The following is a 19,571-nucleotide window of genomic DNA, read 5'->3' as shown; positions in this document are numbered from 1 at the left end:
CACAGATATCCGCCAGCAGCCGCACCTGCCATGAACGGGCTGCGCGTCTCGTATCAAAGAGGATCAGGGTTGGCCCATAATGGTACTTTAAGTTGGTAAAGCATAGTGGTGTGTGCAAATCGGTTGACGATTTCCCGTGGCTCTGGGCGTGTCTGCCGAAGTGTTCAAAACGGTCCAGCGGGGCGGTCCAAGGAGCAGGTCCGTACTTTTAGGTTTGCGAAGGGCTACCATTCGCGCACAATCAGTGTTCATCCGTTTTGGATCGCTGCCATGCTGCTTCCCGCGCTTCACCCACATGCTGCCCGGCGGACGATGTTCCACACCACCCATGTCAGCGATCCGGCCGAGCTCGATCACCGGTCCAGGGTGAGCAGTCGCCTTCCGGGCTCGAGCCGGCACCTCCGCTACGAGCTCCGGGACCGCGCTCTGCTGCGAATGCATTTCGGCGAGCCCATCTTCGGCGTCGCCATCCGCTCCGCCGGGGCCATCATGGCCAGCTACGGTGAGAGTTGCTTTGAGACAGCCGTCTCCGTCGAGGGTGAGGACGATGAGTTCTTCGGCTTCCGGATGCCGTCGAAGGGCACGCTGACGCTGATCCGGCGCGGTGATCGCACCACGGTGACGGCATCCGGCGGGCTCGTCTATCGGCTCGGCCCCGACACGCGTCTGGTGACCAGCGACGAGAGCGTCCGAACCAATGTCTTCGTCAAGGCGATCCAAATCGAGGAGGCGCTGGAGCAGATGCTGGACAGCCGCCTGCGCCAGCCCATCGAGTTCCGCGCTTCGGTGGGATGGGATGGCGGCCTGGCGGTCAGCCTCAAGGCCCAGCTCGACTTCGTCGTCCACGAGTTTGGGCGGCTGGACGGCGTGGCCGGGAACCCGGTGGCGCTTGCCGCAACCACCGACCACCTGCTGGCGCTGATCCTGCGTGCCGTGCCGCACAACTACACGGATCAGTTGGACGTCGGACAGGGAGCGGCGGTATCCGCCTATGTCCGGCGCGCGGAGGACTTCATGCGCGAGCGCGCCGCCCACCCGGTTCGCATCGCCGAGGTCGCAGCGGCGGCGGGATGCAGCGTGCGAACGCTGAACGCCGTATTCAGGACCTTCCGCGGGCTGACGCCGCTTGCCGTGTTGCACGGGTTCCGGTTGGAGGCGGCCCACGCGGAGCTGCGCCGCAACAGGGGCGCCGTGCCTGTCGGGCTGGTCGCAAAGCGATACGGCTTCACCAATCCCGGCCGCTTTGTGGCGGCATTCCGCCGCCAATTTGGCAAGACGCCGGCTGAGGTCGACCGAACGGCATCAAGCCAATAGGGAACTCGCGCTCTTTGCGCGCTCGCCTCGGCGCGGTCACGGGTTCCGGCATGTGGTGGTACGGTTCATGAGCGCTGCAGCTCGATCGCCCAGGCCTTGCAGATGAACTCTTCAGGTTCGAGGCCGCGGAGGCACCTGAGCCTGCAGCCGAAGTTGTAGGCCGCGGGGAAGTCGTTGACGTGCGCCGGAGTTGCTCGCCATTACCGGCACGGCACATCCGCTGGGCGCAGAATTGCACTTGCGACAACGCCCGCGTCATCGCCCGGCGCATCACCACTGAGCCGCTGGCCAATGCGGTTACCACCGCCCTGTCTGGCTTCTCCTCCATGCCGCGCAGCCGCCGCTCGGCGAGATCGTTGTCGATCGAGAGCTGCCGTACTCGGTATCGCTGGCCACGCCTTCCATCGGTTCAGCACGTATTGCAGTGCCGAGCGTCGACTTGCCGGACAACCAGCGCTGCTGCGTCAGCATCCAGTCGCGCAGGTCGTCGAACAGCGGCCTGCTGCGGGCCTTCGCCGAACGCTGACGCAGGCTCGTGCCCTGCCTCGTGCGCGCAGGTGTGCGGCGGGTGATCGTCGGCGGCGGACCTGCACAGCTTTTCGCCGGGTTCGGGAATGCGATGGGGCGCGCGGCAGGCGTGCCGAAGGAACGCGGGCGGCGTGACCGCGCCCAATGCCGGCCTTCGCCTTTACGCCGCCCTTATGGCCCGAGCCGGCAATCCGAATGGCGCCTTTGCGCCCACCGGGCGGATGATCACCCTGACCCGGGCGCCCTTCGCCCGGGAGGGAGCCACCATGATTGATGTCCTTCTCCCCGCCCTCGGCCTCGGCGGCTTCGCGCTGATGGGCCTCTACGCCCGCGCCTGCGCCAGGGTCTGACGCCGCCATGCTGGACCTTGTCCTGGGCGGCGCCGTCGCGGCGGGCCTGCTCGGCTACCTCGTCTGGGCGCTGCTGCGGCCGGAGGATCTGTGATGACCCTCATCGGCTGGGCGCAGATCGCTTTCCTCCTTTCCCTCGTCCTCGTCACCTCCGTGCCGCTGGGCCGCACCGTCGCGGCCGTGGCCGAGGGGCGCGTGCGCTTCCTGCGGCCTCTCGAAGCCGTGCTGTACCGCGTCGCCGGCGTGGACCCGGCGCAGGGCATGGGCTGGCAGCGCTATGTGCTGGCGATGCTGGCGCTGAACGCGGCGGGCTTCCTGCTGCTGTATGCGCTGCTGCGCGTCCAGGGCTGGCTGCCGCTGAACCCGGCGGGCCTGCCGGGCCTCTCGCCCTGGCTCGCCTTCAACACCGCCATCAGCTTCGTCACCAATACCAACTGGCAGGCCTATGGCGGTGAGACGGCCATGTCGCACCTCAGCCAGATGGCCGGGCTGGCGGTCCAGAATTTCCTCTCGGCCGCCACCGGCATTGCGCTGGCGCTTGCGCTGACGCGCGCGCTGGCGGCGGGCGGCGTGCAGGCGCTGGGGAATTTCTGGGCGGACCTGGTCCGCATCACGCTGTACCTGCTGTTGCCGCTGGCCTTGCTGCTGGGGCTGCTGCTGGTGGCGCAGGGCGTGCCGCAGACGCTCTCGGCGGGCGCCATGCTGGAGGGTGGCGAGGTGCTGCGGCTCGGACCCGCCGCCTTCCAGGTGGCGATCAAGCAGCTCGGCACCAATGGCGGCGGGTTCTTCGGCGTGAACTCGGCACACCCTTTCGAGAACCCGACGGCCATCACCAACCTCGCGCAACTCTGGGCCATCCTCGCCATTCCCTTCGCGCTGACGCTCACCTTCGGGCGGATGGTGGGCGACATGCGCCAGGGCTGGGCGCTGTTCGCCGTGATGATGATCTTCGTCGTCGCCGGCACCGCCCTGACCTACGCCGCCGAGGCCGCGGGCAACCCGCTGCACATCGCCGCGGGCCTCAACGCTGGCGATGGCAACATGGAGGGCAAGGAGGTGCGGCACGGCATGGCCATGTCGGCGCTTTGGGCCGTCGCCACCACCGGCGCCTCCAACGGCAGCGTGAACGCCATGCATGACAGCTTCACGCCGCTGGGCGGCGTGGTCCCGATGTTCCTGATCCAGCTGGGCGAGGTGCTGCCCGGCGGCGTCGGCTCGGGGCTGTATGGCATGCTGGTCTTCGTGCTGCTGGCGGTGTTCATCGCGGGGCTGATGGTCGGGCGCACGCCGGAATATCTCGGCAAGAAGATCCAGGCGCGGGAGGTGAAGCTCGCCATGCTGGCGGTGCTGGTGGTGCCGCTTTGCGTGCTGGGATTCAGCGCAATGGCGGCCGTGCTGCCGGTGGCGCTGGCCAGCGTGCAGGATGCCGGGCCGCACGGGCTGTCGGAAATCCTCTACGCCTATTCCTCGGCGGCGGGGAACAACGGCTCGGCCTTTGCAGGCTTCGGGGCGGACACGCCCTACATGAACACCACGCTGGGCCTCGCCATGCTGCTCGGCCGCTACGCCATCATCGTGCCGGTGCTGGCGATCGCGGGCAGCCTGGCGGCCAAGCCGCGCGCGCCTGACTCCGCCGGCAGCTTCCCCACGCATGGGCCGCTGTTCGTCGGCTTGCTCTGCGGCGTGATCCTGATCCTGGGCGGGCTGCAATTCCTGCCCGCGCTCTTCCTCGGTCCCATCGCGGAGCACTTCGCGCTGATGGCCGGCCAGACCTTCTGAGGCACCTGACATGACCACCATGACCGAGGCGCCGGCGAGGCCGATCCTGGCCCGCGCCCTGCGCGACGCGGTGCTGAAGCTCAACCCCGCGCATCTCATCCGCAACCCGGTGATCTTCGTGACGGAGGTGGTCTCCATCCTCGTCACGCTGCTGGCGGTGCTGGCGGCCTGGCGTGGCGAGGCCTGGGGCTTCCAGGCCGGCATCGCGGCCTGGCTGTGGCTGACGGTGCTGTTCGCGACCTTCGCGGAGGCCATCGCCGAGGGCCGCGGCCGGGCGCGCGCCGAAAGCCTGCGCCGCGCCCGCGGCGAGGCCCGCGCCAGGCTGCTCGCCCGCGCCGGCGACCGCACGCAATGGCAGGACCGCGCGGCGGCCGAACTGCGGGAGGGTGACCTGATCCTCGTCGAGGCCGGCGACCTCATCCCCGCCGATGGCGAGGCGGTGGAAGGCATCGCCAGCGTGAACGAGGCGGCCGTGACCGGCGAAAGCGCGCCCGTCATCCGCGAATCCGGCGGCGACCGCAGCGCGGTCACGGGCGGCACCACGCTGGTCTCGGACTGGCTGGTGGTGCGCGTCACCGCCGCGCCCGGCAACAGCTTCATGGACCGGATGATCGCGCTGGTCGAAGGCGCCTCCCGCCAGAAGACGCCCAATGAGATCGCGCTCGACATCCTGCTGGCGGGCATGACGATCGTCTTCCTCATCGCGGTGGCGACCATCGTGGGGCTGGCCAGCTTCGACGCCACGCCGCCCTCGGTGCCGGTGCTGGCGGCCCTCCTGGTCACGCTGATCCCGACCACCATCGGCGGGCTGCTGTCCGCCATCGGCATCGCGGGCATGGATCGGCTGGTGCGGTTCAACGTCGTCGCCACCTCCGGCCGCGCGGTGGAGGCGGCGGGCGACGTGGACGTGCTGCTGCTGGACAAGACCGGCACCATCACGCTCGGCAACCGCCAGGCCGCCAGCTTCATCCCGGCCCCCGGCGTCACCGAGCGTGAGCTGGCGGAGGCCGCCGTCCTGGCATCCCTGGCCGACGAGACGCCGGAGGGCCGCTCCATCCTGGTGCTGGCGCGCGAGAAGCACGGCGTGGCGGCGGAGGCGGTGCCGGACGGCGCCACCATCATCCCCTTCACCGCGCAGACCCGCGTCTCGGGCCTCGACCTGCCCGGGCGTGGCCGCTTCCGCAAGGCGGCGGCCGACCGCATGGCGGCCGAGACCCCGCCCGCCCTGGCGGAGGCCGTGGCGCGGATCGCCCGTGCCGGCGCGACGCCGCTGGTGGTGGCCCGCGACGGCCAGGTGCTGGGCGCCATCGCGCTGAAGGACGTGATCAAGCCCGGCATCCGCGCGCGCTTCGACGCGTTGCGCCGCATGGGCATCCGCACCGTCATGGTCACCGGCGACAACCGGCTGACCGCCGCCGCCATCGCGGCGGAAGCGGGCGTGGACGACTTCCTCGCGGAGGCCACGCCCGAGGACAAGCTCAGCTATATCCGCCGCGCCCAGGCGGAGGGGCGCCTGGTCGCCATGGCCGGCGACGGCACCAATGACGCGCCGGCGCTCGCCCAGGCGGATGTCGGGCTGGCCATGCAGACCGGCACCCAGGCGGCGCGCGAGGCCGGCAACATGGTGGACCTCGACAGCGACCCCACGAAGCTGATCGAGGTGGTGGAGATCGGCAAGCAGCTGCTGATTACCCGCGGCGCGCTGACCACCTTCTCCATCGCCAACGACGTGGCGAAATATTTTGCGATCCTGCCCGCCATCTTCGTGGCCCAGTATCCGGGGCTGGCGGCGCTGAACGTCATGGGCCTCGCCAGCCCTGAATCCGCCATCCTCTCGGCCGTCATCTTCAACGCGCTGATCATCGTGGCGCTGGTGCCGCTGGCGCTGCGCGGCGTGGGGCGTTCGGGGCTGGGGGCGGCGGCGCTGCTGCGGCGGAACCTGCTGGTCTATGGGCTGGGGGGGCTCATCGCGCCCTTCCTCGGCATCAAGGCCATCGACCTGTGTCTCACCCTGCTGGGGATCGTCTGAACCATGTGGAACCTGCTTCGACCCGCCCTGGTGATGTTGGGCGGCTTCACCCTGCTGCTTGGACTGATCGTGCCGCTGGGCTTCACCGGCGTGGCCCAGGCGCTGTTCCCGCAGGGCGCGAACGGCAGCCTGATCGTGCGGGAGGGGCGCGTGGTCGGCTCCGACCTCATCGCCCGGCGCATGGAGGGCGCCGCGTGGTTCCAGCCGCGCGCCTCGGGCAGCGACACGGGCGCCGCGCCGAGCAACCTCGGCGCCACCAGCGCCGCGCTGCTGGCGGCGGTGCGCGCCCGGGCCGAGGGCCAGCGCGACGTGCCGGCCGATGCGGCGACGGCCTCGGGCTCCGGCCTCGACCCGCATATCAGCCCGGCGAACGCCGCGCGCCAGGTGGCCCGCGTGGCCGAGGCACGCGGCCTGCCGCCCGCGCAGATGCAGGCGCTGGTGGACCGCTACACGGAAGGCCGCCTGCTGGGCCTGCTGGGCGAACCCCGCGTGAATGTGCTGCGCCTGAACCTCGCCTTGGGTGCGCCGTGACGGGCGGCTAGAACGGCTCCATGCCCAACCCCCGCGACCCGGACCGCCCGGACCCCGACGCGCTGCTGGCCCTGGCGACGCGGGCGGGGCGGGGGCGCCTGAAGGTGTTCCTGGGCGCCGCCCCGGGCGTGGGCAAGACGCACGAAATGCTGGCCGAGGCCCGCCGCCGCCTGGCGGGCGGCGCCGAGGTACTGGCCGGCATCATCGAGACCCATGGGAGAGCCGAGACCACCGCCCAGATCGGCGACCTGCCCATCCTGCCGCGCGCCCGCCTGGAACACCGCGGCCAGGTGCTGGAGGAGTTCGACCTCGACACCGCGCTCGCCCGCCGCCCCGACATCCTGCTGCTGGACGAACTCGCCCACAGCAACGCCCCCGGCAGCCGCCACCCCAAACGCTGGCAGGATGTGGAGGAGCTGCGCGACGCGGGCATCGAGGTCTGGACCACCATGAACGTCCAGCACCTGGAGAGCCTGTCGGACGCGGTGGCGCGCATCGCCGGGATCCGCGTGGCGGAGACGGTGCCCGACGCCGTGCTGGCCGGCGCCGACGCGGTGGAGCTGATCGACATCCCGCCCGCCGAGCTGCTGGAGCGTATGCGCCAGGGCAGGATCTACCGCCCCGACCAGGCGGCGCGCGCCATGCGCGGCTTCTTCCGCGAGGGCAACCTGGCGGCGCTGCGCGAAATGGCGCTGCGCCGCACCGCCGAACGCGTGGATGCCGACGTCACCGGCTACATGCGCGCCAACGCCATCGCCGGGCCATGGCCCGCCGGGGATCGCGTGCTGGCTCTGGTCGGCGCCGACGCCTCGGCCGAGACGGTGGTGCGCCAGGGCCGCCGCGTCGCCGATGCGCTGCGCGCGCCGCTGGTGGTGCTGCATGTGGAACGCCCCGGTACGCTGGACGCGACGGACCCCGCGCCCATCCTGCGCCTCGCCGAGGAGCTGGGTGCCGAGGTGGAGACGGTGGTGGCGACCGACCTGCCTGCCGCCATCCTGGCCCAGGCGCGGGCGCGCAACGCCTCGCACATCGTCATCGGCCGGGGGCGGCCGGGGTTCTGGCGGCGTTGGCTGGGGCGGACGCTTTCGGCAACGCTCGCACGCCGCGCCACCGACTTCACGCTGCACATCGTGCCCGGGCCGGCCGGCAAGGCGCGCGCGGTGCCCGCTGCCCCGGCCGTAGTTCCGCCCTGGCTCGGGTGGTGCGCCGTGCCGGCCACCATCGCCCTGGTGGTGACGCTGGGCTACGGCGCGGAGGGGCTGCTGCCCGAGCGTACGCTGGGCATGGTGTTCCTGGCCGTGGTCGTGGCGTTGGCGGCCCTGCTGGGGCCGTGGCACGCGGCGGCGGGGGCGGCGCTGGGCTTCCTCAGCTGGAACTTCTTCTTCCTGGAGCCGCGCTACACCTTCGAACTGCTCGACGGTGCGGATTTGGTGGGCCTTGGCGCCTTCGCCGCGGTGGCGCTGCTGCTGGCCGGCACCACGGGGCGCTTGGGACGCTCGGTGCGCACGGCGCGGGCGCGCATGCTGGCGCTGCGCCGGCTGGTGGAGTTCAGCCGTCGCCTGGGTGGGCCGGGCGGGCTGCCGGACCTGCTGCCGGCGGTGGCCGAGGAAGCCACGCGGGTGGCCGGCGCCCCCAGCGCGGTGGTCATGCCGCTGGAGCCACTGCTGCCGGGTGCCCCACCCGAGCCGGTGGTCCGCGCCGCCATGCCGGTGACGACGGAGCTGGACGAGACGGCCATGGCCGCCGCGCGCTGGGCGCTGGCGCAGGGGCGCCCCGCCGGCCGCGACACGGACACCCTGCCCACGGCGGCCTGGCAGTTCCGCCCCATGCGCACCGCGCGCGGCGTGGTGGGCCTGGTGGGCGTGAAGCTGGATGACAGGGCGGAGCCGCTGGCCGGCGAAACGGACAAGGCCCTGACCGCCCTGCTGGACCAGGCGGCGGTCGCCATCGAGCGCGCGCAACTCATGGAGCGCGAGGCCCGCGGCGCCGCCCGGGCCGAGACCGAGCAGTTGCGCATCGCGCTGCTGACCTCGCTCGGCCATGATCTCCGCACGCCGCTGACCTCCATCCGCGGCGCGCTCGGCACGCTGCGCGCCTCGGGCGAGGCGCTGCCCGCGGACACCCGCGCCGACCTGCTGCTGGCGGCCGAGGAGGAGACGGCGCGCCTTTCGCGCTACCTCTCGAACATCCTCGACATGGTGCGCATCGAGCACGGCCAGGTGGAGCCGCGGCGGGAGGCGGTGAACATTCCGGAGGCGCTGGAGGTGGCGGTCGGGCGGGCGCGGCGCGCGACGGGGCGCGAGATCATCGTGACGACCGGGGAACGGCTGGCGGAACCGCGGCTGGACCCGGCCCTGTTGGACCAGATCCTGGGCAACCTGCTGGACAACGCGCTCAAGTTCTCGGAAGCGCCGGTGCGCGTCGCGGCGCGCCGCGAGGGGCCTGACGTGGCGATCGCGGTGGAGGATGACGGGCCGGGCATCCCGGCCGAGGATCTGCACCGCGTCTTCGATCCGTTCTTCCGGGTGACGCGCACCGATCGCGTGGCCGCCGGCACGGGCCTCGGCCTCGCCATCTGCCGCGGGCTGGCGCACGCGATGGGCGGCCGGATCGCCGCGGAAAGCCCCATCAGCCCAGCAGGCCGCGGCACCCGAATCACGCTGCGCTTTCCTGCATGACCGCGAGGGACGCCGCGCGGATCCTGGTCGTGGATGACGAACCGCAGATCCATCGCTTCCTGAAGCCGGCGCTCGAGGCGGCGGGCCTCGCGGTACTGCGCGCGGATACGGCCACCGAGGCGCTGCGCCTGATCGCGACGCAGTCGCCGGCGCTGGTTCTGCTCGACCTTGGCCTGCCCGACATGGATGGGCAGGAGGTCTTGGTGCGGCTGCGCGCCTTCAGCCTGGTGCCGGTCATCATCGTCTCCGCACGGGAGCGCGAGATGGAGAAGGTGCAGGCGCTGGATGCCGGCGCCGATGACTATGTGGAAAAGCCGTTCGCCCTGGCGGAACTGCTCGCCCGCATCCGGGCCGCGCTGCGGCGCGTGGCGCCCGCGGGGGCGAAGGCAGAGACGCTGCTGCGCTTCGGCCCGCTCGAGGTGGACCTTGCACGCCGCACCGCGCGACTGGATGGGCAGGAGCCGCTGCGCCTGACGCCACGGGAGTGGGAGTTGCTGGCGGCGTTGGCAAGGGCGGGCGATGGCCGCGTCGTGACGCAGCGCCACCTGCTGGCCACCGTCTGGGGCGCGGCCCATCTGGAAGACACACAATATCTGCGCGTCTACATTGCCCAGCTGCGCCAGAAGCTGGGCGAGGCAGCCTTCCTCATCCGCACGGAACCAGGCGTGGGGTATCGGTTTGGCGAGGATCGGTGACGTCCTCCGAGGGCGGCGCTCCCGCCCGCGTCACGGCACCCGCCGCTTCGCCGCTCCCGCCGACGGCACCGCCGCTGCCAGGTCGAGTGTCGTCGCCGGGATGTCTCGCGCCATGCAGGCGGCAGGCAACGGCAACGGCACGGTCAAGCGGGCGCTCGGCGCGGCGAAGGCGGCCGTGAGTTGGGCGTGGAACAACGGCGAGCTGGAGCGGCCGGTGCCGTTCCTGAAGGTGCCGGAGGGCGCGGGGCGGGAGTGCATGCTGTCCGTGGCGGAGGTGGCCCGCCTCTGGTCCGGGGACATGCCGGACCACGTGCGGGTGTTCCTCGCCCTGCTGATCCGAACGGCGGCGCGGCCTGAGGCGGCGCTCCAGCTGGCCCCGTTCCAGTGCGACCTGGATCGCGGAACCATCAACCCGAACCCGCCGGGCCGCGTGCAGACCAGGCAGCGGCGGGGCGCCGGAGGCGCGGTTCCGGGCAATGCTGCGGGAGCGCATGAAACCCTTTTGCCTGCACCACCTCGACCCCGCCCCGGCGATCGCGCGGTGCCGGAGGCCGAGGGGCTGCGGCTGATGCCGGGGCTGTGCTGCAAGCTGAACGGGCGCGGGCAGCCGCTTTACGTGCGGGTGACGCCGGGCCGCGTCGGAAAGGTACGGGTCCGCCAGCAGGGGGTGTCGCATCGCGGGCGGTTTTGGGTATCCTGCGCCGGCAAACATGGCGCCCTGGCCAAGCCAGGCCGGGCAACGCTGGATAACAGGGAGACGACTTCAATGCCTTCACGCCGGCAAACCCTTGCCCTTGGCCTCGCGGGGCTCTGCGCGCCTGCCATCCTGTCCTCCGGCGCGCTGGCGCAGGCCTGGCGCCCGAGCCGGCCGGTGCGGCTGATCGTGCCCTTCGCGCCCGGCGGTTCGAACGACATCGTGGCCCGCATCATCTCCGAGCCGGTGGGCCAGATCCTGGGCCAGAGCGTGGTGATCGAGAACCGCTCCGGCGCCGGCAGCGTCATCGGCAGCGACGCCGCGGCACGCTCCCCGGCGGATGGGTACACGCTGCTGATCAACAGCGCGCATGCCACGGTGCCGGCGATCGTCGCCCGCATGCCCTACAACGCGGTGACGGATTTCGAAGGCGTCGCGGTGGCCGGCTTCTCGCCGCACACGCTGGTGGTCAATCCGGGCGTCGAGGCGCGGACGGCGGCGGAACTGGTGGCGCTGCTGCGGGCCAATCCGGGCCGCTACAACTTCGCCACGGCCGGCATCGGGTCGGGCGTGCACCTGGCGGGGCTGGTGCTGCTCAACCGGATGAACATCCAGGCCGAGATGGTGCACTACCGGGGCGGCGGACCGGGCGTGGCCGCGCTGGTCTCAGGCGAGGCGCAGTTCGGGACGCCGACGATGGCGTCCTCGCTCGGGCAGATCCGCGGCAACGGGGTGCGGGTGCTGGCGGTGCTCTCGGAGCAGCGCAGCCCTGCCCTGCCAGACACGCCCTCGGCCACCGAGGCCGGTATTCCGGGCGTGGTGCATGAGGAATTCTTCCCGATCACGACGCCGAAGGGCACGCCGCCGGAAATCGTCGCCGCCCTCGGTGTCGCCTTCCGCCAGGGAATCCAGCAGAGCGCCGCGCGGCTGAACGAGCTGGCCGGCGTGACGCCGCGCGAGGGCTTCGACACCCCGGCGAAGGTGATGACGCTCGTCCGCGAGGGGGTCGAGAGCTACACGCGCATCCTGCGCGCGGCGGGTGTGCAGGCGGAATAGGGCGAATGGTTGCGGCGCGGCGGTTCGGCCGCCGCGCCGTCGAGGCACCGCAAGAAGCGCCGTCCCGCCATTGGCCCCGCCGACCAGCCAATGCGCCAGCGCGCACTCCTTGGCTGAGGGGGCATCCACCACGAAGGCCATGCCGCGGTTGGAGTCCAGCAGCCCGCGCGCTGTCGCCGCGATGCCGTCGGGGCCGTTGAAGCACAACTCGAACGACCCGGTCGCGGCGACTGTAGATGCCGCCAGCGTCGCCAGCACCGCGACGCCGACCTTGGCCGCGCTCTGCCGGAATGCCGTGGTGCCAGCGCGGTCGGTGCCGCGCGCGCTTGGTCAAAGGATGGCGCCGTCCCGCGCGACCAACCGGCCGCGGAAGAACACCAGGCGGCGCGGCGGGTGCTGGCCGATGGCCTCGCCGACGGTTTCGGCCGGGATGGTGAGGAAGCTCGCGTCCTTCCCCTCCGCGACGCCGTGGCCGGCAATGCCCAGCACCCCGGCACCCACCGACGAGCACATGGCCAGCAGCCGCTCCAGCAGCGGGTCGTGGCGTACATCCAGGCGCCAGCCGATGATCGCCGCGCGCACCAGCATGTCGCCGTTTCCATACGGGCTCCAGGTGTCACGCACATCGTCATTGCCGCAGAAGACGCGCACGCCTGCCTCGGCGAGCGCGAAGAGCGGCGGCAGGGTCGCGCCGCCGGCACCGTGGCTCGCCAGCGCCACGCCGGTGCTGGCCATCAGCTCCGCCGCGGCCTTCTGCTTGCTCTCGGCCACGCCGCCAAGCCCGAAGCCGTGGCTGATCGTCACCATCCCCTGCATGCCATGAGCCTTTGTGCGGGCGCAGACTTCCTGCACGCCGTGGAGGCCAAGTTCGCCGGGCTCGTGCAGGTGGATGTCGATGCCGACGCCCTGCCGCTCGGCGATGCCGAAGATGGTGTCGAGCTGGCCGCGCGCGTCGCGGTCCACCTCGGAGGGATCTATGCCGCCCATCAGGTCGGCGCCGGCCCGGACGGCATCCTCAAGCAGTTCGGCGACACCGGGCGCACGCATCACGCCCGCCTGCGGAAAGGCGACGATCTGGACGGAGGCGAGATGCGCATGCGCCTCCCGTGCCGCCAGCACCCCTTCCAATGCGCTCAACTTGAAGGCCGGCGTGATGTCCACATGGGTGCGGATATGACCGGTGCCCTGAGCGATGCAGCGGCGTATCAGCGCGCCCGCGCGTGCGGCGGTGGAGAGCGGCAGGGCGGGCAGCGTCTCCTGGTCGGTCTCGATCCGGCTCATGCGGGAGGGCTGCGCGCGGTGCGGCATCCACGGCAGGCCAAACAGCGTCTTGGCGATTACCAAGTACCCGTGGGTCTGGTTTCCGACGTCAGTCCAAACGTGTTGTCCGCAGCCGGAGAGCATTCCCCACCACGCTCACCGACGACAGCGCCATCGCCGCCGCCGCAATGATGGGCGACAGAAGAATGCCGAACATCGGGTACAGCACCCCCGCTGCGATCGGCACGCCGGCCGCATTGTAGGCAAAGGCGAAGAACAGGTTCTGCCGGATGTTGCCCATCACGGCCTCCGACAGCCGCCGTGCCCGCACAATCCCCATCAGGTCGCCCCCGAGCAGCGTGATGCCTGCGCTCTCGATCGCCACGGCTGTACCGGTGCCCATGGCGATGCCGACCTCGGCCGCCGCCAGCGCAGGCGCGTCGTTCACGCCGTCACCCGCCATCGCAACGCGGCGCCCCTCGGCCTTCAGCTTTTCGATGATGCGCTGCTTGTCCTCGGGCAGGACTTCTGCCTCGACCTCGGTGATGCCAAGGCGCCGCGCTACGGCCTCGGCCGTCGTACGGTTATCGCCAGTCAGCATCACCACACGCACGCCTTCCTTCGCGAGACCTGCGAGGGCAGCCGCCGTTGTCTCTTTCACTGGATCGGCCACGGCGACGATCCCGAAGGCGCGACCATCCACCGCCACGAAGAAGACGGTGGCGCCATCGCCACGCAGGCGCTCGGCTTCGGCGGATAGCGCGCCGACGTCCACCTTGGCCTCATCCATCAGCCGGGCGTTGCCGACCGCCACCTGGCGTCCCTCGACCGTGCCGGTCACGCCACGACCAATAGGTGCGTCAAAGCCCTCGACCACCGGCACGGCGAGGCCGCGCTTCGCGGCCGCCCGCACCACGGCTTCGGCGAGGGGATGCTGGCTCGGTCGTTCCAAGCCCGCTGCCAGCCGCAGCACCTCCTCCTCGGTTGCACCTGCTGCCGGGACAACCGCGACCACGTCTGGCCGGCCCTGGGTGAGCGTGCCCGTCTTGTCCACGACCAGAGTGTCGATGCGCTCCATGCGTTCCAGCGCCTCGGCGTTCTTGATGAGCACGCCGGCCTGCGCGCCCCGGCCCACGCCCACCATGATGGACATCGGCGTGGCCAGCCCCAGCGCACAGGGGCAGGCGATGATCAGCACCGTCACCGCGGCGATCAGCGCGAAGGTGAGGCGCGGCTCCGGCCCCCAAATCGCCCAGACTGCGAAGGCGAGAAGCGCGATGCCCACCACCACGGGCACGAACCAGCCGCTAACCTGGTCGGCCAGACGCTGGATCGGCGCGCGCGAGCGCTGCGCGCCCGCCACCATGCGGACGATCTGCGCCAACACCGTGTCCTGGCCAACGCGATCGGCGCGCATGACGAAACTGCCCTGGCCGTTCAGCGTGCCGCCTACGACCTGATCGCCCACTGTCTTGGTGACCGGGACCGCCTCACCCGTCACCAAGCTTTCATCGACGTTGGACGCGCCCTCCAGCACTGCGCCATCGAGCGGCACCTTGTCACCGGGACGGACGCGCAGCCGATCGCCGACCACGATGGCGGCCAGCGGCACCTCCTGATCCGAACCATCGTCGCGCAACCGACGCGCCTGCGCCGGCGCAAGGTCGAGCAGCGCCCGGATGGCGCCGCCCGTCTGTTCGCGCGCCCGCAATTCGAGCAGCTGGCCGAGCAGCACCAGCACCACGATCACGGCCGCCGCTTCGAAATAGACAGCCACTGAACCATCCGCGGCACGGAAGGCCGCGGGGAAGATGCCGGGGGCGAGGGTGGCCACGACGCTGAACACCCAGGCGACACCAGTGCCGAGTGCGATCAACGTGAACATGTTGAGGCTGCGGTTCACCAGGCTCTGCCAGCCGCGGAGGAAGAACGGCCAGCCAGCCCAGACCACGACGGGTGTCGCCAGCACAAATTGGATCCAGTTGCCGACGCGCGGCCCGCCGACGAGGTGCATCATCCCCGTCAGATGACCACCCATCTCCAGCAGGAAGACCGGGATGGTCAGCACAAGACCAATCCAGAAGCGCCGGGTGAAGTCCACCAGTTCCGGATTGGGTCCCGTCTCGGCCGAGGGGGTTTCCGGTTCGAGTGCCATCCCGCAGATCGGACAACTGCCCGGGCCCGGCTGCCGGATCTGCGGGTGCATCGGGCAGGTGTAGATGGTGCCCGGCGCCACGGCCTCAGCGCGCAAGGGCGCACGCGCCTGCAGATACTTGCCCGGTTCGGCGACGAACTTGGTGCGGCAACTGGCCGAGCAGAAATGGTAGGCGTGCCCGGCATGGTCGGCGTGGTGCGCGGTCTTTGCCGGGTCCACCGTCATGCCGCAGACCGGATCCTTCACGGTACCCGAGTCCGCCGCAGCCCCTTCAAATTGGGTACGGCGCTCGCCATGGGCTGTGTGGGCGCCGTGATGTTCCATGTCCGTACAACTCCTCAGCGCGCGAAAGGTCGCACAGGCGGCCGCGCTGCCGGCATCACCTTCAGCGACAGCAACAGTCGGGCGCGGGGAAAGGGCGGGTCCGGAGCGGACCCGCCGCTCTCATCACCGCGGCCGTGCCAGGAAGGCGCGCAGGGAGGCGATCTCGCTCTCCTGCGCGTGAATTACGGCTTCGGCCAGGCTGCGCATCCCCTGGTCCCGACCATGCGCCAGCTGGACCCGGGCCATTGCGATCGCGCCCTCATGGTGCGGGATCATGGAGGCGGCGAAATCACGGTCCGCATCGCCGGTGAAGGTAATGGCCATGTCGCGGTGCATCTTCTCATTCGCGGCCATGAAGGCGACGGTCGAGGGAGACTGCGCCGCAGTTCCAGGGACCGCGGCGCCGTGCTGATGCGGGTCAGTCGCCGCCGGCGCCTGCGCTGCACCACTCCCCGGCGTCTGCGCACCAGGCATCATGCGCTGCTGCATGTGCTGCATGTGCTGCATGTGCTGCTGCATGCCGGGCATCTGGCCCATCATGCCGGGCTGCCCGGGCTGCGCCGGCTGCGGTTGCGGCGCGGTGCCCTGGGCGATGGCGAGGCCTGCTGCGGAGACACCGGCGAGGCCGGCAGCAAGGGCGAGTGAGCGAGCGAGGCGGGTCATGTGCTGGGTTCCTATGGTTCGAGTTGGCCAACACTGCCCCCCCCAGCATGTCGGAAGGGTCACGCCGTCATGACAAAGCATGTCAGCGCGGGATCAGGCTGAGATTCGCTCGACCTGCCAACCGCCATCGCGCAGCACGTGCTCCAGGCGCGCGGTGTCAACGGCCGACGTCACGGCCGCTTCCCGCGTGTCCAGCTTGATGTCGATCTCCGCCTGCGGATCGGCCTGGCGGAGTGACGCCGTGACGCCTTTCGCGCAGCCGCCGCAGTTCATGTTTGCGATCCGAAAGCGATGCATCACGCCCTCCTCATGGGTTCTCGTCTCACCGACGACGTGGTGATTGCCCCCATGGGAGGGTCAAGGGCGCACGCGGCCGCTTTTGGCCGGGAGGGTGGCCTCACACCGGCGTACCGCCGCGGAAGCGCATGAACACCGAGCGACCACCCCGCGCATCGAAGGCCAACACGTCATAGGTGTCAGGCGCCTGACCAGGGACTTCCATGCCCGGCGAGCCCACCGGCATGCCCGGCACCGCGAGCCCGCGGATTCCAGCAGGTCGCTCCGCCAGGAGACGGGTCACCGCCGCTGCCGGAACATGACCCTCAAGCGCATAGCCTCCGACGAGGCCCGCATGGCAGGACAGCAGATCAGGCGGCGTGCCGAGCACGCGTCGCGCAGCCGCAACCGAGCGCACGACATTGTCTTCGATCGGAAACCCGGCCGCCCGCATGTGGTCCACCCACCCGATACAGCATCCACAATTCTCGTCCCGCCAGACCTGCAGGCGTGGAAGTCCCCCCGCCCAGGCCCTTGTGGGCAGAGTCAGTGCGGCAAGGCCTGCCACCAGAAAAGTTCGTCGAACCATCATCGCGATATGCTCCCTCCGTTTTGTGGCCTCGGCAGGTGAACCAAGGCCTGCAATCCGCCGTCTGGTCGGTTGCTCAACTGCAACGTGCCGCCGTGCTGTTCGACGGCGCGTCGCGCGATGGTGAGGCCTAGCCCGCTCCCGCCCGTGCCGCGATTGCGAGACGTCTCGAGGCGCCGGAACGGCTCGAACACTGCCTGCATGTCAGCCTCCGGAATGCCCGGCCCGTCATCCTCGATCCGCACCAGCAGGTCACGCCCCTGGTCGTCGAGGCTGACACGCGCGGAGCCCCCATATTTCACGCCGTTATCAATCAGATTCGAAAAGGCACGTTTCAGCGTCACCGGGCTGCAGACCAACTTGGCCTGCGAAGGCCCGGCGTAGACAACGTCCGCGCCCGCATCGGCGGCCGCGTCGCATAGCGTCTCGATCATCGCGACGACATCGGCCGGCTTGCGGGGCTCGCTCTCGGTCTCACCACGCAGATAGGCCAGCGTCGAATCGATCATCGCCTCCATCTCGTCGAGGTCGGCATCGATGGCGCGCGCGGCCTCGCCATCCTCGACAAAGCCTGCGCGCAGCCGCAGCCGCGCGATGGGCGTGCGCAGGTCGTGACTGACCGCAGCCAAGGCCTGGGTGCGGTCGGCGATCAGGCGGTCGATGCGGCCCTGCATGCGGTTGAAGGCATGCGCGGCGTGGCGCACCTCGCGTGGACCCTCCTCGGGCACCGGCACCACGGGGCCCGGGCCTCCAAAGCGGTCCGCCGCATCGGAAAGCGCCCGCAAGGGCCGGCCGATCAGTCGTACCACAAGCAGCCCGAGCAGCAGGATCCCGACCCCCATCGCTGTGGTGGAGAGCAGCGTCGCGTGTTCCGACGCCGGGGGGCGGAACAGGGCGGCGGAGAAGTTGAGCCAGCTGCCATCCGGCAGTGGCAGCGCGCCGAGCAGCTGGTGACCCGCCACGCCATCCTCGCCATAGCCGAGCCGCAGGCCTGTGATGTCGAATTCCGGCACCAGCTCGCCGAGCCGGCTGCGCAACGCCTCGATACGGGCGCTGTTGGCCTGCACCGGCTGCACAGTGGCCGCGCGGGTCCAGTGCATGTCAAGGCTTACGGTGGAGAGCGCATGCGCGGTTCGGTCGCGTTCCTCCGTCGGCAGTTCGGCGACCGCGCGCTTGGCGGCCACGAGGCGCTCTGCGAGTTGCGCTTCCCGCGTGGTGCCAAGTACCGCTTCGGTGCCGATCTGGTGCAGCCACAAGCTGCCGAGATGGAATGCCATCAGACCGACCAGCAGCACGAGCACGATCCGCCCGCCGAGCGTGTCCGGCATCAGGCGACCGCGCTGCTTCATGCTCCGCGCTTCACGGGAGGCACCAGCATGTAGCCAGCGCCGCGCACCGTCTTGATGATAGACGGGCTCTCGTCCGTCGGCTCCAGCTTGCGCCGAAGCCGGCTGACCATGACATCAACAGAGCGTTCCGTGCCGTTGAAGGCCATGCGGTTGCGGGCGAGATCGAGTAGCTGGTCGCGATTCAGCACACGCTGCGCATGTTCGCAGAAGGCCAGCAGCAGGTCGTACTCGCCGCCCGAGAGATCCACCGCCGTACCGTCGGGCGCACTCAGTTCGCGGCGCCGGGTATCGAGGCTCCAGCCGGCGAAGAGGATGCGCTCGCCCGCCTGGCCCGCCATCGGCTCGCCCGCCTCGCCGCGTGAGCGCCGCAGCAGCGCGCGCACCCGGGCCAGCAACTCGGCGCGCCCGAATGGCTTCGGAATGTAGTCGTCGGCGCCGAGTTCGAGCCCGAGGACGCGATCGGTTTCCTCGCCGCGCGCCGTCACCATGATGATCGGCACGCCCGACCTGGCACGCAGCGCGCGGCACAGATCGAGGCCGGAAACGCCGGGCAACATCACATCGAGCAGCACGAGATCGACCGGCGCGCCGGCCAGCACGTCCCACATCTCGCGGCCGTCACGCGCGCCAGTGACGCGAAAACCGTTCTGACGCAGGAACTTGGCGATCAGCGTGCGCATCTCCCCGTCATCCTCGACGACGAGAATGTGGGCTTCCTGGGGCAGGCTGTCGGGCGCCATCACGTCAATGATGCCGGTGGCCGCCCGGCATCGGGCCACCATGCTGCGGCGTACCGCCGGCATAGCCCCGCAGGCGAGAATAGGCGGCGATCTGTTCCGCGTTCAGGAGCGCCGTCTGTGCCAGATGCGTGCGCAGATGTACGTCCCGGATCTCGCCCTGCAGGGCCGCGATGCGGGCCGTGCGCGCCGAAAGGTCGGATGGTGTCACCCTGCGGTCGCGGAAGGCGGTGTCGAGGGCGCGCTCCTCCTCGATCACGCGGGCGCCGAGCGCACTCGCCGCGGCCTGCATCTCCGCCATGAGGCGATGCGTCGCTACGAGCTGCGCGGGCGTGAGCTGCATCGCACCAGCCAGTTCGACGACGTGGGCCGGCCCAGGCCAGCCGTTGAGCTCCGCGGCCAACGCCAAGCCCATGCCGCGCCCGGCCAGCAGATCGGCCTGCTGCTCGGCCGACAGCGCGCGGATCGGGAGGTCCGTCATGCCGGCATAGGGCAAGGGTGTATTGGCCCAGACCGGGCCCGCGACGAGCAGGGCCAAGGCCATCAGTATCCTGCGCATCGGGG

General features: G+C 70.7%; 17 protein-coding genes. 9 read left to right on the top strand and 8 right to left on the bottom strand.

Annotation, left to right across the window (positions count from 1 at the left end; genetic code table 11):
• The first annotated feature begins 270 nt into the window (after positions 1 to 270).
• From ACFHPP_RS24335 to ACFHPP_RS24295, 9 genes are all read left to right on the top strand, one after another.
• Complete coding sequence (locus ACFHPP_RS24335) at positions 271 to 1,314, top strand: AraC family transcriptional regulator (RefSeq protein WP_437165831.1); 1,044 nt, start codon at positions 271 to 273, stop codon at positions 1,312 to 1,314.
• A 659-nt stretch (positions 1,315 to 1,973) separates the two neighbouring features.
• Positions 1,974 to 2,192, top strand: a complete 219-nt coding sequence (locus tag ACFHPP_RS24330) for a hypothetical protein (RefSeq protein WP_437165830.1) — start codon at positions 1,974 to 1,976, stop codon at positions 2,190 to 2,192.
• A 7-nt stretch (positions 2,193 to 2,199) separates the two neighbouring features.
• Entirely contained in the window at positions 2,200 to 2,286 is an 87-nt protein-coding gene (kdpF, locus tag ACFHPP_RS24325; protein WP_437165841.1) for a K(+)-transporting ATPase subunit F, read from the top strand.
• On the top strand, positions 2,286 to 3,971 hold the full coding sequence (gene kdpA / locus ACFHPP_RS24320; protein WP_437165829.1) for a potassium-transporting ATPase subunit KdpA: 1,686 nt from the start codon (positions 2,286 to 2,288) through the stop codon (positions 3,969 to 3,971). The genes kdpF and kdpA overlap by 1 nt, the downstream gene beginning before the upstream one ends.
• Before the next feature lie 10 nt (positions 3,972 to 3,981).
• Positions 3,982 to 6,000, top strand: coding sequence for a potassium-transporting ATPase subunit KdpB (kdpB, locus tag ACFHPP_RS24315; RefSeq protein WP_437165828.1), 2,019 nt, complete (start codon positions 3,982 to 3,984; stop codon positions 5,998 to 6,000).
• Between the two features lie 3 nt (positions 6,001 to 6,003).
• Complete coding sequence (gene kdpC / locus ACFHPP_RS24310; protein WP_437165827.1) at positions 6,004 to 6,531, top strand: K(+)-transporting ATPase subunit C; 528 nt, start codon at positions 6,004 to 6,006, stop codon at positions 6,529 to 6,531.
• A gap of 20 nt (positions 6,532 to 6,551) precedes the next feature.
• Entirely contained in the window at positions 6,552 to 9,209 is a 2,658-nt protein-coding gene (locus ACFHPP_RS24305; protein WP_437165826.1) for an ATP-binding protein, read from the top strand.
• Between the two features lie 29 nt (positions 9,210 to 9,238).
• Positions 9,239 to 9,904 carry a response regulator gene (locus ACFHPP_RS24300; protein WP_437165825.1) on the top strand — a complete coding sequence of 222 codons (666 nt, stop codon included), beginning with the start codon at positions 9,239 to 9,241 and terminating at the stop codon, positions 9,902 to 9,904.
• A 112-nt stretch (positions 9,905 to 10,016) separates the two neighbouring features.
• Positions 10,017 to 11,654: a tripartite tricarboxylate transporter substrate-binding protein gene (locus ACFHPP_RS24295; protein WP_437165824.1), complete on the top strand. Its 1,638-nt coding sequence runs from the start codon at positions 10,017 to 10,019 to the stop codon at positions 11,652 to 11,654.
• A gap of 330 nt (positions 11,655 to 11,984) precedes the next feature.
• Here ACFHPP_RS24295 and ACFHPP_RS24290 read toward each other — a convergent pair whose 3' ends face one another.
• From ACFHPP_RS24290 to ACFHPP_RS24255, 8 genes are all read right to left on the bottom strand, one after another.
• Positions 11,985 to 13,058 (bottom strand): amidohydrolase, encoded by a 1,074-nt coding sequence (locus ACFHPP_RS24290; RefSeq protein ID WP_437165823.1) that lies wholly within the window; start codon positions 13,056 to 13,058, stop codon positions 11,985 to 11,987.
• Positions 13,024 to 15,393: a heavy metal translocating P-type ATPase gene (locus tag ACFHPP_RS24285; RefSeq protein WP_437165822.1), complete on the bottom strand. Its 2,370-nt coding sequence runs from the start codon at positions 15,391 to 15,393 to the stop codon at positions 13,024 to 13,026. Before ACFHPP_RS24285 ends, ACFHPP_RS24290 begins: the two co-directional genes overlap by 35 nt.
• A gap of 123 nt (positions 15,394 to 15,516) precedes the next feature.
• Positions 15,517 to 16,056 (bottom strand): CopM family metallochaperone, encoded by a 540-nt coding sequence (gene copM, locus ACFHPP_RS24280; protein WP_437165821.1) that lies wholly within the window; start codon positions 16,054 to 16,056, stop codon positions 15,517 to 15,519.
• 93 nt (positions 16,057 to 16,149) lie between these two features.
• Complete coding sequence (locus tag ACFHPP_RS24275) at positions 16,150 to 16,353, bottom strand: heavy-metal-associated domain-containing protein (protein ID WP_437165820.1); 204 nt, start codon at positions 16,351 to 16,353, stop codon at positions 16,150 to 16,152.
• 100 nt (positions 16,354 to 16,453) lie between these two features.
• Positions 16,454 to 16,786, bottom strand: a complete 333-nt coding sequence (locus ACFHPP_RS24270) for a DUF411 domain-containing protein (protein WP_437165819.1) — start codon at positions 16,784 to 16,786, stop codon at positions 16,454 to 16,456.
• 134 nt (positions 16,787 to 16,920) lie between these two features.
• Positions 16,921 to 18,249 (bottom strand): ATP-binding protein, encoded by a 1,329-nt coding sequence (locus ACFHPP_RS24265; protein ID WP_437165818.1) that lies wholly within the window; start codon positions 18,247 to 18,249, stop codon positions 16,921 to 16,923.
• Positions 18,250 to 18,266: 17 nt separating this feature from the next.
• Positions 18,267 to 19,010 carry a response regulator transcription factor gene (locus tag ACFHPP_RS24260; protein ID WP_437165817.1) on the bottom strand — a complete coding sequence of 248 codons (744 nt, stop codon included), beginning with the start codon at positions 19,008 to 19,010 and terminating at the stop codon, positions 18,267 to 18,269.
• A gap of 4 nt (positions 19,011 to 19,014) precedes the next feature.
• Positions 19,015 to 19,566 (bottom strand): hypothetical protein, encoded by a 552-nt coding sequence (locus tag ACFHPP_RS24255; protein WP_437165816.1) that lies wholly within the window; start codon positions 19,564 to 19,566, stop codon positions 19,015 to 19,017.
• Between the last annotated feature and the right edge of the window lie 5 nt (positions 19,567 to 19,571).

Origin of the sequence: Falsiroseomonas sp. E2-1-a20 (genome assembly GCF_051433195.1) — a bacterium.
GTDB lineage: Bacteria > Pseudomonadota > Alphaproteobacteria > Acetobacterales > Acetobacteraceae > Falsiroseomonas.
The sequence above is the reverse complement of the archived record's forward strand: the minus strand, read 5'-3'. Positions and strand labels throughout refer to the sequence as shown.